Annotated in this window: 11 protein-coding genes and 1 pseudogene; 8 read left to right on the forward strand and 4 right to left on the reverse strand. The window is 69.6% G+C overall.

Annotated features, from left to right (window positions below; translation table 11 throughout):
- From V6V89_RS39005 to V6V89_RS39030, 6 genes and pseudogenes are all read left to right on the forward strand, one after another.
- A pseudogene (locus V6V89_RS39005) lies at positions 1-221 on the forward strand (LacI family transcriptional regulator); the annotation flags it as partial.
- Positions 222-229: 8 nt separating this feature from the next.
- On the forward strand, positions 230-1,540 hold the full coding sequence (locus tag V6V89_RS39010) for an ABC transporter substrate-binding protein (RefSeq protein WP_334624714.1): 1,311 nt from the start codon (positions 230-232) through the stop codon (positions 1,538-1,540).
- Between the two features lie 40 nt (positions 1,541-1,580).
- Complete coding sequence (locus V6V89_RS39015) at positions 1,581-2,564, forward strand: carbohydrate ABC transporter permease (RefSeq protein ID WP_442935305.1); 984 nt, start codon at positions 1,581-1,583, stop codon at positions 2,562-2,564.
- Entirely contained in the window at positions 2,564-3,439 is an 876-nt protein-coding gene (locus tag V6V89_RS39020) for a carbohydrate ABC transporter permease (protein WP_334624715.1), read from the forward strand. Before V6V89_RS39015 ends, V6V89_RS39020 begins: the two co-directional genes overlap by 1 nt.
- A gap of 27 nt (positions 3,440-3,466) precedes the next feature.
- Complete coding sequence (locus tag V6V89_RS39025; RefSeq protein WP_334624716.1) at positions 3,467-4,090, forward strand: hypothetical protein; 624 nt, start codon at positions 3,467-3,469, stop codon at positions 4,088-4,090.
- Positions 4,091-4,190: 100 nt separating this feature from the next.
- On the forward strand, positions 4,191-5,471 hold the full coding sequence (locus V6V89_RS39030) for an ABC transporter substrate-binding protein (protein WP_334624717.1): 1,281 nt from the start codon (positions 4,191-4,193) through the stop codon (positions 5,469-5,471).
- Between the two features lie 39 nt (positions 5,472-5,510).
- On the opposite strand, the gene V6V89_RS39035 is transcribed toward V6V89_RS39030, so the two are convergent.
- From V6V89_RS39035 to V6V89_RS39050, 4 genes are read right to left on the reverse strand one after another with little or no spacing between them, the layout of a single operon-like run.
- The gene (locus V6V89_RS39035) at positions 5,511-8,108 is read right to left on the reverse strand and encodes an Hsp70 family protein (RefSeq protein WP_334624718.1); all 2,598 of its coding nucleotides are present in this window, start codon (positions 8,106-8,108) and stop codon (positions 5,511-5,513) included.
- Between the two features lie 59 nt (positions 8,109-8,167).
- Positions 8,168-9,274, reverse strand: a complete 1,107-nt coding sequence (rlmB, locus tag V6V89_RS39040; protein ID WP_334624719.1) for a 23S rRNA (guanosine(2251)-2'-O)-methyltransferase RlmB — start codon at positions 9,272-9,274, stop codon at positions 8,168-8,170.
- Positions 9,264-10,679, reverse strand: a complete 1,416-nt coding sequence (gene cysS, locus V6V89_RS39045) for a cysteine--tRNA ligase (RefSeq protein WP_334624720.1) — start codon at positions 10,677-10,679, stop codon at positions 9,264-9,266. Before cysS ends, rlmB begins: the two co-directional genes overlap by 11 nt.
- A gap of 35 nt (positions 10,680-10,714) precedes the next feature.
- Positions 10,715-12,100, reverse strand: coding sequence for a pectate lyase (locus V6V89_RS39050; RefSeq protein ID WP_334624721.1), 1,386 nt, complete (start codon positions 12,098-12,100; stop codon positions 10,715-10,717).
- A gap of 105 nt (positions 12,101-12,205) precedes the next feature.
- Between V6V89_RS39050 and V6V89_RS39055 the strand changes: the two genes are divergently transcribed.
- Both V6V89_RS39055 and V6V89_RS39060 read left to right on the forward strand, forming a co-directional pair.
- Positions 12,206-12,853 carry an IclR family transcriptional regulator gene (locus V6V89_RS39055; RefSeq protein WP_334624722.1) on the forward strand — a complete coding sequence of 216 codons (648 nt, stop codon included), beginning with the start codon at positions 12,206-12,208 and terminating at the stop codon, positions 12,851-12,853.
- 126 nt (positions 12,854-12,979) lie between these two features.
- Positions 12,980-13,870, forward strand: a complete 891-nt coding sequence (locus tag V6V89_RS39060; protein ID WP_334624723.1) for a hypothetical protein — start codon at positions 12,980-12,982, stop codon at positions 13,868-13,870.
- Positions 13,871-14,418: the final 548 nt, after the last annotated feature.

Here is a 14,418-nt window from a genome sequence, read left to right on the forward strand (position 1 = left end):
TCACCACCGTCGCCAACCCCACCCCAGCCGCCGGACGAGCCGCCGTCGACATGCTGCTCCAGCACGACGGTTCCACGTCCGGCCGTATTGGCCGCGGTGGCCTCCGCACGGCCACCGACGACCGCCGCACCACAGCACAGGTAACGCTCCAAACCGAACTGGTCGTCCGCGACTCGACGGGCCCAGCGCCCGGCGCAGTCATCTGCGAGGACAAGGAGTGAGCACGGAAATGCACCCCGCCACAGGCAACTCCAGGCGCCGGCTGCTCCGCGGCATTGCCGCGGTAGCGATGGCGCTACCCCTCACCTTCGGCGCCGCCGCATGCGGTGGCGACGACAACGAAGGCAGCAACACTGATGCCAACAAGTCGGTCGAGCTGTCCGTCTTCTACTGGGGCAGCGAGAAGCGCGCCGAGCTGACCCAGAAGGCGCTCGACGCGTACAAGGCGAAGAACCCCAACGTCAGCTTCAAGATCACGTGGCAGGCCAACCAGGGCTACGCTGACAAGCTGGCCACGCTGGCCGCGTCCGGTGACGTGCCGGACCTGTTCGCCACCGACGACAACATGCTGGCGGACTTCGCCACCCGCAACGTCACCGCTGACCTGACCGAATACAAGGGCAACAAGCTCGACCTCAGCAAGTTCCCGCCCAGCCTCGTCGAGTACGGCACGGTCGACGGCAAGCTGGTCGGCATCGCGGCAGGTGAGAACACCCAGGGTCTCGTGTACAACAAGACGCTGCTCACCTCGAACGGCCTCCCCGAGCCCACCACGGGCATGACCTGGGAGGCGTTCATCGACTGGGCCGCACAGGTCACCGCGAAGACCAAGGTGCCCGGCACCATGGACCCGAGCGCCGACTACAAGGCGTTCTGGGTGTGGCTGCGCCAGCAGGGCAAGGACCTCTACAACGGCAAGCAGCTCGGCTTCACGGCCGACGACGTGGCCAAGTGGTTCACCCTGTGGAAGGGCGCTCGCGACAGGAAGGCGACCCCCACGGCGGACATCATCCACGAGGGCAACGTCACCGACATCTCCAAGCAGCTCGTCGTGACCGGCAAGGCCGCCACCTCGTGGGTCTGGGCCAACCAGATGCCCGAGCTGAAGAAGAGCACCAAGGACGAGCTGGGCGTCATCGCGTACCCCGGCGACCCGAGCGCCCAGTGGGCCCGCGCGGCAATGTACTGGAACGTCGCGAACAACAGCGACAAGAAGGACGTCGCAGTCGACGTCATCAACTTCCTTGTCAACGACGAGGCGGCGGTCACCGCTCTGGGCACCGACCGTGGCCTGCCGTCCAACACGGAGCTGCGGACCAAGTTCGCCGAGACGGTCACCGACCCGGCGATGAAACTGTCCATCCAGGTCGAGAACGACCTGGCGAGCAAGTTCGGCAAGGCGCCCCAGGTGCCGCCGAAGGGCCACAGCACATTCCGGTCCGAGCTCGTGAAGGCGGCGGAGAACGTCCAGTTCGGACGGGCGACGCCGGAGAAGGCCGCGGCTGACCTGATCGCGGTCGTCCAGCCGAAGCTGGGTTAGCGGCGCTGACTCGGCTAGAGGATCTGAAGGGAGAAAGCTCGTGGCGTTGACCACGGCAAACACGCCGTCGGTACGCGCGAGCCAGGCCACCGGGGCTTCCGCCAAACGGCGGAGGCCCCGGCGCGGCCCGCAGCGCGAAGGTCTGGCAGGGTACATCTTCCTGTCGCCATGGCTCATTGGATTGATGGGCATCACGGCGATACCGATGCTCCTGTCGCTGTACCTCAGCTTCACCAACTACGACGTCCTCAGCCCGCTGGGCGAGGCTGAGTGGGTCGGGTTGGCGAACTACAAGCGGATGTTCACCAGCGATCCGTCGTACTGGCGCTCGGTCACCGTGACCGTGTCGTTCGCGCTGATCGCGGTACCTCTGAAGCTCGCCGCCGCACTCGGCGTCGCGCTGCTGCTCAACAAGGCCTGGCGCGGCGTCGGCCTTTTCCGCGGCCTTTTCTACCTGCCATCGCTCATCGGCGGCAGCGTTGCCCTGGCGATCGTCTGGGTCAACATGTTCAACCGGGAAGGCGCGTTCAACGGCTTCCTGCGGATCTTCGGCATCGAGGGTAAGCCCTGGGTCAACGACCCGAGTTGGGCGCTGGAGACCCTGATGGTGCTCGCCATCTGGCAGTTCGGCGCGCCAATGGTCATTTTCCTGGCGGGCCTGAAGCAGGTGCCGACGGAGCTGTACGAGGCGGCGTCGGTCGACGGCGCCGGCCGGTTCCGGCAGTTCATGAGCGTGACGCTGCCGATGCTGTCGCCGGTCATCTTCTTCAACCTCGTGCTGGAAACCATCAACGGCTTCCAGGGCTTCACCGCCGCGTTCGTACTCAGCGACGGCACCGGCGGGCCGGTCGACTCGACGCTGATGTACACGCTGAACCTCTACCTCAAGGGCTGGCGGGAATACGAGATGGGCTACGCGTCCGCCATGGCGTGGGTGTTCCTTTTGGCAATCGGCATCATCACCGCGGTGTTCTTCTCCACCGGCCGGTTCTGGGTGCACTACTCGGATGGAGATGATCGCTGATGGTCGCTTCGACTCCGGCGGTCTCCCGCCGCCGCCCCGGCCTTGCCCGCGGGGTGGTGCGCACCGCGATCCTCCTCCTCATCCTCGCGATCGTGCTGTACCCGCTGATCTGGATGGTCGGCACCTCGTTCAAGGGTCAGACCGAGATCGTGAGCAACACCGGTGTACTGCCCCGCGAATTCACGCCGGGCAACTACACCGACGGCTGGAGCCACTTCGACGTCAGCTTCTCGCGGTTCTTCCTGAACAGCACGATGGTGGCGCTGCTGACCGTCATCGGTAACGCGGCCTCCTGCCTGGTCGCCGCGTACGCCTTCGCGCGGCTGCGATTCCCGCTGCGCGGCTTCTGGTTCGCCGTCATGATCGGCACCTTGCTGCTGCCGCAGCACGTGCTGACGATCCCGCAGTACATCCTGTTCAAGCAGTTCGGCTGGGTGGGCGGCGAGTGGCCGTATCTCCCGCTGCTGGTGCCGCAGTTCCTCGCGACCGAGGCGTTCTTCGTCTTCCTGATGGTGCAGTTCATGCGGGGCATCCCGCGCGAGCTCGACGAGGCCGCCAAGATCGACGGTGCGAGCCCGTTCGGCATCTTCCGGTACGTGATGCTGCCACTCAGCCGCCCGGCGCTGGTGACCACGGCGATCTTCTCGTTCATCTGGACCTGGAACGAGTTCTTCCGCCAGCTGGTCTACCTGTCGGACCTGTCGGACTACACGATCCCGGTGGCGATGACGCTGTTCATCGACTCCACGGGCCAGAGCGCGATCGGGCCGATGTTCGCGATGTCGGTGTTGTCGCTGCTGCCGGTGTTCCTGTTCTTCGTGGCGTTCCAGCGGTTGCTGGTCGAAGGAATCAACACCAGCGGCCTCAAGGGGTGAATCGGAATGCCGAAGGTGGCTGATCGCGTGGTTGAGCAAGCAGGTCGAGCCGCGCCTGAGGATGAGATACCTCGTCGTGGTGGGGGCGGGTGGCTCGACACGGTGCGCAACGCGAGCGACCTCGCGCTGCTCGGCATCCTGACCACGGTCGGTTCGCTCGGGGTGGTGACCGCCGGCGCGGCGGTCGCCACCGCCAGCGCGGCCGTGCACGACTGGGCCGCCGACGAGCAGTGGCCCGGGTTCCGGATCACCCTGCGCCGGTACGTGCGCGGCCTGCTGCCCGGCATCCCGGCGACGCTGGTGGCCCTGGTCGTGTCCGGCCTGCTAACGCTCAACCTGTCGGCCATCGCCCGCGGCGTGGTGCCCGGCGGCGCACCCCTCGCCGCGGCGACGATCCTGTTGATCGTCGCCGCTGCCGGATACGCCGGCATCGCCGTCGTCGAGGTGGGCCGCCGCGGTGGCGCAGGCTGGCGGGCCGCCGCTCGCGCCGCCGCCCAGACCGCCCAGCGCCGCCCGGCCACGGTACTGGCCTGCGCCGGCGTCATCGGCCTGGTGATCGCGCTGGCCCTGATGGTCATCCCGGTGCTGGTCCCGATCCTGACCGGCTACGCCATCTTTGCCCTCCACGCCGCTACTCGTCGCCTGACGTAACCCGCGACCACCCCTTCGTCGATCAAGACGATGTCTCAACGATCAAGGGTGGCGCGAAGGGATCTCGCGTAAGCGGCGGCGTCCGCCTAAGGTCGGTTGCGTGCGTCTGACTATCGGGGTTGTGACCGCTCTCGCGGTGTTGCTCGGCGGCGCCGCGTGCCGCGACGACGCGGATCCGGCAGCGAGCGGCGACGGAAAGGTCGAGCTCAACGTCTACTGGTGGGGCGGTGACAAGCGGGCCGAGGTGACCGAGCAGGCGCTCAAGCTGTACACGCAGCGCCACCCCGACATCACGTTCAAGACGCACTGGCAGAGCAACCAGGGGTACTACGACAACCTGGCCACCCAGGCAGCCGGCCCGGACGCGCCCGACCTGTTCCAGATCGACGACAACTACCTCACCGAGTACGCCGAGCGGAACGTCACGCTCGACCTCAACCCGTACGTCGACAGCGGCGTGCTCGACCTGTCCAAGCTGCCCGACAGCCTCGCCAAGTACGGCCAGGTGGGCGGCAGGACGGTGGGTGTCGCGAGCGCCGAGAACACGCCGGCGATGGTCTACAACAAGACCCTGCTCCAGAGGCTGGGCGTGGCAGAGCCCAAGATCGGCATGTCCTATGTGGAACTTGTCGCGTGGGCCAGAGACATCACCGAGCGCACCGACGGCAAGGTCGCCGGCACGATGGACCCGTCCGCCGACTACAAGGCGCTGTGGCTGTGGCTGCGCGCGCAGGGCAAGGAGCTGTACGCCGGTCGGGAACTCGGGTTCACGGCGAGCGACCTGGCCACCTGGTACGAGATCTGGAAGACCGCGCGCGACACCGGCTCCGCGCCGCCGCTGAGTGTCATCAAGGAGGCCAACGGCGGCGACGTCACCAAGCAGGCCGTCGCCACCGGCAAGGCCGCCACCTCGTTCATGTGGTCCAACCAGCTTCCCGAACTCCAGCGGGCCACCAAGGACCAGCTCGCCCTCGTCGCGTACCCGGGAAACCCGAAGGGTCAGTGGGCGCGCGCCTCGATGTACTGGTCGGTGTTCCGCGGCAGCCGGCATGCCGACGTCGCGGTCGACGTCATCGACTTCCTCGTCAACGACGCGGAGGCCGGCAAGATCCTCGGCACCGAGCGCGGCCTGAGCCCCAACACCGAGGTGCGCAAGGTCGTGAGCCAGTCGCTGAGCGACGCGACCACCCGCGCAACCATCGAGTTCGAGGACTCCATTACGCCGAGGTTCGGCCCGGCACCGGCACCGCCACCCAAGGGACATGTCAAGGTGCGGGCGCTGCTGGTAGCGGCGGCTGAGAGCGTGCAGAACGGCAAGGCGACCCCGCGGCAGGCGGCTGAAGACCTGATCCGGCAGGCGAACGCCGCGTTGGCGACGTGACCCCTACCTGTGTTTGATGCCCTCGCTTCGCTCTGGGGCTCACTCCTGGGCGAACTGGCTCACCGAGAAGTCGTCCTGCCGGGCGCAGACCATGTACCGGTTGTTCCAGGAGCAGCTCCACGACCGCACGTCGTTGAGCTGCCCCATCTCGATCGGCCTTTTCGCGTCGGTGTGCAGCCCGGCCACGCTGTAGTCGCCAACCGAGTCGCTGGACGACTCCAGGAAGATCATGTTGCCGCCGTCCACGCGGGCGATGGCGCCTTCCCGGTTTACCAGTTCGGTGCCGTCGTCGGCGAAGACGAGGGTCCGGTAGTCGCCGGTGATGGTGCGGGCGGCGACCTGATCGCCGAAGTGGATCAGCAGCTCGGCCTGCGGTGCCGACTTGTGCCATAGCCGGCCGCCCTCTTCCAGGTCGACCGCCACCACCTCGGTGGTCGTCCCGTCGCTGCCGGCGGTGTCGAGCAGGCACAGGCGCTTCTCGCCACACATGGCGAGAAGGTTCAGGTCACGCTCCTTGTCGGGTGACGTGTACAGGTTGTTGGGCTCGCCCAAACTGTCCAGGTCGTACCCGGACAGGCGGTAGCTCTCGTCCACTGAGGCAACGATCATCTGCCCGTTGTAGACCACTATCTGGTCGTCCGGATCGGCCACATTCGGCCGGGTCTTGAGCACGTCGCCGTTCACCGCGTCGATCACCCGCGCCGACCGGTCCGCACCGATCTGCACGATGCGCTGGTCGTCGTCGAGCCGCTGGGCGAACGGGGTGCCGCGCACGTCGGATGGGCCGGACACGTCGGCGACGGTGAGCGCCTGGTACACCGCGTCGTCGCCGTCCCCGTACCCGTCCTTGGGATTCTCGTGCTCCCACCTCGTCGTCCCAGTGCGCAGGTCGAGCCCGAGCAGCCGGTCTTCGCCCTTGTTGACCAGCACCATCACGCCCTTGGCGAAGATCGCGCGGTCGTCGCCCCGGATCAGGCGGTTCCACAGCTCGTCGCCCGAGTCGGCATCAAAGACGATCATGTTCCGGAACTCGGAGTTGGAGCTGCGGTCCTCGTACGCCACGACCACGTCCGGCAGGACGGTGATGCCGGCCCACCGCTCCGACAGGCTCGACGTCTGCTTGCGCCACCGCTCCTTCTTGCCCGGCGGGTCCACGGCGACGATCTCCAGCCGCTTGTCCTCGCGCTCGTACGCGAGATACGCATGGTCGCCCACGAACCCGGTGTAGGCGTAGTAGGGGGTCTCGCCCTTGCCCACGGGTATCGAGTACAGCTCGCTGACCGGCTCGAACGCGATCTTGTCGTACCCGCCGCTCGTGAGGAAGACCACCGTGGCGGTGACGACGCCCGCGAGGGCCAGGACCGCCGCAGCCAGCCAGAGCACCGGCCGCTTGCGCAGCGCCCGCGCCGGTCCACGCCCGGCATCGTGGGCCGCCGACATCTGCACCGTCGGTTCCGCTGGCGACACCGGTACCGCACTCGTGGGAGCCGTCGCACCTGGCACCCCCACCGCGGGCACCGGGGCGACGAGCTCGGTCAGCGCACCCTCGGCGACAGGCAGTTCGGGCTGCTCCAGCACCGTCGGCGCGATGCCCAGCTCGGCGTGCAGCATCCGGGCGACCAGGGGCACCCGCGACGACCCGCCGACCAGGAACAGCCCGGCGAGCTGGTCGGGACGCAGGCCGCAGTTGCCGATCACGGCGCCGGCCTCGTAGACGCTCCGCCGCAGCAGCGGCGCGACGAGCCGCTCCAGCTCGTCGCGGGTGAGGTGGACGGCCTGGTCGACGCCGGGAACCGCGACGGGAGCCGTGGTCGTGCGGGAGAGCATCTCCTTCGCGCCGCGCACGTCGTCCCAGAACTGCCGGCGGTGCCGCCACTGGACGGCGGTGGTCGGTGCGGTGAGGGCCTGCCATGCCGCCGGGTGGGCTCCGGCGAGCAGCCGACCGAGGTGGTCTACCAGCGCCGCGTCGAGGTCGAGGCCGCCCAGCTCGGCGAGCCCGCCCGAGCCGACCACCACGAACGTCGCACGCCCGTCCTGATCCACCGCCTCGTTTCGGACCACCGCGATGTCGAGGGTGCCGCCGCCGAAGTCGAAGACGGCGATCGCGGCACCGACGGGTACCGGACGGCGCAGCACGTCGGCGAAGTACCGTGCCGCCGCGACCGGCTCCGGCGCCATCCGGGTGCCGCCGTTGTCAGTGCCGACCGGCGGCCAGCCGGCGCGGGCCACGGCGGTTGCCAGCACGTCCCTGCGCCGGGCACCCCACGAGGCCGGATAGGTCAGCACGGCTGGCGGCAGGAAGCCCACCGCCTCGACGGCCGTGCGGCCAACGCTGCTCAGGACCGCCGCTAGCAAATCGGCCGTCGGGATCTCCCGGCCACCGAGCAGGACGCCGGCGTCGTCGACGTGCCGCTTCGGGTTCGGCTCGTAGCGGGCCGGGTCGGCCTGGCCGAGCCGCTGAGCGTCTCGACCGGCGTGCAGCCTGCCCACGTCGTCGAGATAGACGGCTGACGGCGTGATCGGCTGGCCGTCGAACAGGAGCGGCCGGGTGCGGCTGTCGGGCCAGCGCAGCACCGCGACCGTGTTGGAGGTGCCAAGATCCACGCCCAGGGCGTAGGCGCCGTCCTCCTGTGCCATCCGACCGGTCCTCCGAGCAGGGGTGAGGGGTTACCCGGTCGGCATCGTATTGCCTGGTGTCAGGCGGCGCTCCGGCGGCGTGTGACCTCGGCCAAGGTCACGGCGGCGGCGACGCTGGCGTTCAGGGATTCGACGGTCGACGCCATCGGGATACTGGCCCGCAAATCACAGGTCTCGCCGACGAGGCGGGACAGGCCGCGCCCCTCCGATCCCACCACGATCACCAGGGGCCCCACGGCCGCCTCGAGGTTGTACACGTCGGTCTCGCCGTCGGCGTCGAGGCCCACCACCACGAATCCGGCCTGCTGGCACGCCTTGAGGGCGCGGGTCAGGTTGGTGACCTGCGACACCGGCAGCCGCGCCGCCGCGCCAGCGCTCGTGCGCCAGGCGGTGGCGGTGATGCCCGCGGCCCGCCGCTCGGGCAGGAAGACACCCTGCGCGCCGAACGCCGCCGCCGACCGGATCACCGCACCCAGGTTGCGCGGGTCGGTCACCCCGTCGAGCGCCACCAGCAGCGGCGCCGCGTGCTCGGTGGAGGCCGCGATCAGATCCTCGAACGGCTCGTACGCGAACGGCGGCACCTGCAGCCCCACGCCCTGGTGCAGCACCCCGCCGGTCATCCGGTCGAGCTCCGCCCGGCTGATCTCCAGGATCGGGATGCCCCGGTCGGCGGCGCTGCGGACGAGCTCGTTGATCCGGTCGTCGATGTCGATGCCGTGCGCGATGTAGAGCGCGGTCGCCGGTACCCGCGCGCGGAGCGCCTCCACCACCGGGTTGCGCCCGACGAGCAGCTCCGGGGCGTCCCTGGGCGTCGCCGACTTGCGGCCGGGCGCGACCCTGGGCCCGGACCGGCCGCTGCCCTTGGCGGGCTTCGTCGCCTTTTTGCCGGTGCCGCCCCGGCCCCACGTGGTGTCCTTGGTGCCCGGCTTACCGATCTTGGGGGTGCGCCCCTCGGCAGCCGCCGCCTTCCGCTCCTTCTGCTGCTTCCAGGCGGTGCGGTTGGGCAGCTGCTCCGTGCCCGAGTACCCCTTGTGCCACGGGCGCTCGTCGGCGGGTAGGGTGCGGCCCTTGCCCGCGAGGCTGGCCCGGTTTTTTCCGCCGGAGCCGCCCGCGGCGCCCTTCTTCGGCGTGACCCGCCGGTTTCGCCGCTGGGAATTACCGGGCATCGTCAACCGTCCATCGTGGTCCGGCCGGCGTGTCTTCGACATTGATGCCGGCGTGCTTGAGCTGGTCGCGCACCGCGTCGGCGGCTGCCCAGTCCTTCCTAGTGCGGGCCTGCGCCCGCTGGTCCAGCGCCAGTGCCACCAGCGCGTCGACCACGCCGCGCAGGTCGCCCTTCTGCTCGCCACCGCTCCAGGCGGGATCGAGCGGGTCGAGCCCCACGACGTCGAGCATCGCCCGCACGCCCGCCAGCGCACCGCGTACGCCGTCGTCGTCGCCGCTGGCGAGCGCGGTGTTGCCCTCGCGAACCAACTCGCGGACGGCCGCCATCGCGGCCGACGTGTTGAGGTCGTCGTCGAGCGCGGCCACGAACTCCGCGCTCGGCTCACCGGGCCGCACCACGCCGACCCGCTCGACGGCTCGCTGCACGAAGCCCTCGATCCGGCGGTAGGCCACCGCCTTTTCGTGCAGGGTCTCGTCGGAGTAGTCGATGCGGCTGCGGTAGTGCGGCTCGACCAGGTAGTAGCGCAGCTCGGCGGGGCGAACGCCCAGGGCGGCCACGTGGTCGAGGTCGATGACGTTGCCCAGCGACTTGCTCATCTTGGCCTCGCCAAGGTTGAGCAGCGCGTGGTGCACCCAGTACCGGGCGAACGGCAGGCCGGCCGCGCGCGACTGGGCGATCTCGTTTTCGTGGTGCGGGAACGTCAGGTCGAGCCCGCCGCCGTGGATGTCGAACTCGGCACCCAGGTATCGCCAGCACATCGCCGAGCACTCGATGTGCCAGCCGGGCCGGCCGCGGCCCCACGGCGACGGCCAGGATGCGTCGACCGGCTCGCCGTCCTTTTCGCCCTTCCACAGCGCGAAGTCGTTGGGGCTTCGCTTGGCCCGCACGGGACCGTCGTCGGGCGCCTGCATCGCGTCGGGCTTCTGCCCGGAGAGCGCGCCGTACTCGGGGAACGACCGCACGTCGAAGTACACGTCGCCGGAGCCGTCCTGCGCCGCATAGGCGTGCCCCTTGTCGATCAGCACCTTGATCAGCTCGTGCATCTCGGGGATGTGCCCGGTGGCGCGCGGCTCGTACGTCGGAGGGAGCACGTTGAGCGACCGGTAGGCCGCGCTGAGCACCAGCTCGTTGGCGTACGCGATCGACCAGAACGGCCGCTCGTACTCGATCGACTTGGCGAGCACCTTGTCGTCGATGTCGGTGATGTTTCGGATGAACGTCACCTCGTTGCCGGCACGGAGCAGCCACCGGCGTAACACGTCGTAGTTGACGCCGGAGCGAAGGTGGCCAATGTGCGGCTCGGACTGCACGGTGAGACCACACAGGTAGATCGCAACCCGGCCGGCCTCCCGCGGGACAAAGTCCCGCACCGATCTGGTCGCGGTGTCATACAAGCGCAGCGTCACCTTGCAAGGGTAGCTGTCCGCCTACCAGGGCGCTGTCATCGGTACGCGATGTCGGCTGTCGAATAAACGCAGTTGGCGCCGTCCGCGCCGCTGCCGATCTTCGTGGGCTCGCCGCTCGTGACGCCCTGGTACTTCTCGCAGATCACGATCTTGTTGGCGCTGTCGCCCACGATCGAGATGCCCGAGAACCGCGCGGTGTCACCGTAGTTGGTGTTGATGCCGGCCAGCGTCTTGGCGGGCGCGGTGACCGTGATGTCCTGGAACACCACCGCACGCTTCTGCTGGGTGCCGCAGTTGCCGCACGACCGGTACAGCTTGCCGAAGTCTTTGGCCTGGAAGTTGCGGACGGTGAGCGTGCCACCGCCGTTGTGCTGGAAGACCTTGTCGGACGCCGAGCGGGCGCCGCCGCCATCGACGAGGTACTTCGCCGAAGGGCTGCCCTTGAAGGTGGCCGCGTCTTCGCCCACGTCTTCCCACCAGACGTTCTTCAGCGTGCAGGAGCCGGAGCAGTGGACGCCGTCGCCCGCCGGAGCGCCGATGATCACGTTTTCGAGAACGGCGCCGTCGGCCAGCTCGAACATCGGGTCCTGGCTCTCGCCCTGGCCGCCGTCGCCGATGCCGTAGTACCGCTTCATGCCGCCGTCGAGGCCGCTGACCGGCACGCTGATCGGGGCGCTGACCTTCTTCTCGCCGGAGGACTTGGGCCAGGTTCCCGCCGCAGGAGCGGCTGTGGTTGGCGCGGCGGTCGCCGGAGAGGAGGGTGAGGGGCTCGTCGCGGCCGGCGCCGGGAGCGCACCGATCTCGGATACCGCGATGTCGTCGAAGTCGGCCGTGGCGTGGCCGGTGGTCAGGCCGATCTGCCCGGACGGGAGGAGCGTGCTGCTGCCGGACAGCAGCGCCTTGCCGTCGACGGACCCGCGCACGGTGGTGCCGGAAACCTCGATCTTGAGGGTGTACCAGGCGCCGGGCGTCACCGGCACCGTCGCGCTCGACAGCACCTGGAGCGCGCCGCTCTTGAGCGTCTGAAGCTCGACCTTCCCGGCGCCCGTCAGCACCAACCGGTACAGGCTGCTGGCGCTCTGCGCGCGGGCGCCGATGCCCGCGAAGCCCCCTGACCGGCTGAAGTTGGTGGGCTTGACCCTGGCCTGCACCGCGTACGCGGTGAGGTCCTTGTCTCCCGCGAAGACCCGCGCGACATCACTATCCACTTTGGACTGTCGGTATACGTTGTTGCCGCCGTCGGAGGCGACCGCCCACGAGCCCCCCGACTTGGACCAGCCACTGGCGCTGCCACCAGCGAAATCCGTGCTGAAGGACGCGTCAGCGAACGCGATGGTGCCGGCCGCCCCCACGGCCGCTACGACGGCGACAACTGCTGCCCCCAGCAGCACACGCCGGCGCCGTGTGCCTTTCTCCCCCACCTGCTACCTCCCGACAGACGCATTCAGCAGGTTCCGGCAAAGGTTCATTGATGAAAAGGTCTTTCATGAAGACTTAAGACAAGCGATCGCTCGTACGCTGTCGGCGTGACGGAGAATGGCCGGCCAGCCGAGACAGCGCAGACCCTCGATCGAGGGCTACGGCTGCTGCACCTCGTGGCCGACGCTCCTGGCGGCTTGACCGTCACCGAAGCCGCGGCTCGGCTCGGCGTCGGGCGCGCGGTGGTGTACCGGCTGGTCGGGGCGCTGGCCGAGCACGGCATGGTGCGACGCGACAGCCGAGGGCGGCTGCGGCTGGGCGCCGGGGTGCTGCACCTCGCTCGCCGGGCTCAGCCGCTGCTCGCCGACGCGGCCCTGCCCACCCTGCGGGGCCTGGCCGAGCGGATCGGAGCGACCGCCCACCTCACGGTCGCAGAGGGTACGGAGGCGGTCGCGGTCGCCGTGGTCGAGCCGAGCTGGACCGCCTTTCACGTGGCGTACCGGGCCGGCTCCCGGCACCCGCTGGATCGTGGCGCCGCCGGCCGAGCCATCCTCGCCGGGCGGCGGGGCGTGGCCGCACCGGTGGCGACGAGCGGCGAGTTGCAGCCCGGTGCCCACGGGGTCGCCGCCCCGGTCCTGGGCGTCGAAGGGCTGGAGGCGAGCGTCGGCGTGGTCGCCATGAGCGCGCTCGACGTGGCGACCGTGGGGCCGCTGGTGCGCGCGGCAGCCGACGAGGTGGCCGTGGCGCTCCACTGAGAGGGCGGCCATGGTAGCGGCGGGCGGCGGTGTCCGCCGCGTTGTCCACAGGCTGTGGGGATCATGGGGGACAGCGTCGTCCACAGGTCCTGTGCCGGGTGGTCCGGCGTTGCGAGGCTCGCCACCATGCCAGTTGTACCGAGCCGACCCGAGACCTTGGAGTGGCGCGTCTTCCGCGGCAGCGACGCCGTGCGTGACGGCCTGCTGTCCGAGCACCAGCTGCGCAACTCGGCGTGGGTGCACCTGTGCCACGACATCTACGCCGACGCGCGGCTGAAACGCGACCACACGCTCCTCTGCCGGGCGTACGCCCTGCGGCTGCCGGCGCCGGTGGTGTTCGCCGGCCCGTCCGCGGCACACCTGCACGGCGTGCCCCACGCCGCGACGTACACCGACGACGTCCACGTGATCGTGCCGCCCAACATACGGGTGGCGCACCGACGGGGCCTGCACAGCCACGCCCTCGCCCTCACCCCCGAGGAGAAGACCCTCGCCTCCGGCCTCCACGCCACGAGCGGGCCCCGCACCGCGTGGGACTGCGCGGTCTGGCTGGAGCTGGGTACGGCGGTGGCGATCGTCGACAGCCTGCTCGCACTCCGCGCCACCACCCGCGACGAGCTGACCGACTTCGCCACCCAGCACCTCAGCAAGCCCTGGACCAGCCGCGTACGGCGGGTGTTCGACCTGTCCGACGGGCTGTCCGGATCAGCCGCCGAATCGCACCTGCGGATCGGGCTGATCATCGCCGGCCTGCCCCGCCCGCTCGTGCGGTACCCGGTCGAGCTGCCCAACGGCCGGGTGGTCCGCCCAAGGTTGTCCTGGCCGAGGTACAAGCTGGCCATCGAGTACGAGCCGCGCGAGGCCCGGGATCTGGACGTGGTGCACCGGAAACGACGCGGGCGGCTCATCTCCGCCGGCTGGACCGTGCTCACCGTGACCAGCCCGCAAGCACACCGCGACTTCAGCAGCGTCGCCCGCGAAATCCGCCGCGTCCTCACGGCCCTGGGCTGGCACTGACCCACCCCACCGGCGCGTCCCCCGGCCGCGCCACGCGGTCCACACGGTCCGCACGGTCCGCACGCCCGCGCGCCGCGCCCTGCCCCGCCGCCGATCAAGGGCAAACGCACGTGGTTCGATCTCCTTTCACGTGCGTTTGCCCTTGATCCATAGAGATGTCCTTGATCGACGACGGCGGGTGACCCACGCGCGGAACGACGATGCCGACGGCAAAGGCGCGCTCGGGCCCTCGGGCGGCGCGCGGCCAGCGGATGTCAAGGCGACCGCATCCCCATGGCGGTGGCGACGGCCGCGAGGGATTTCGCGCCGGCCGGCGCAGGTCTGGGGGCGCGGTTTCCCCGATGTGGCGAAGAGTCCTACGCCAAGCTCGCCGCTCACCCAGCGTAATAGCGATCGGCGCCCCCACCCGGGGGCGCCGATCAAGGGCAATCGCATCGATCAAGGGCAAATGCACGCGGATCTGAGATCAGAGCACGTGCGTTTGCCCTGAGACGAAACTCGGCCCAGCCACGTGTGCGGCAGCGTCCCGGCGGAGCCGGGACTTCGGG

Source organism: Micromonospora sp. CPCC 206061 (assembly GCF_036906915.1).
GTDB lineage: Bacteria > Actinomycetota > Actinomycetes > Mycobacteriales > Micromonosporaceae > Phytohabitans.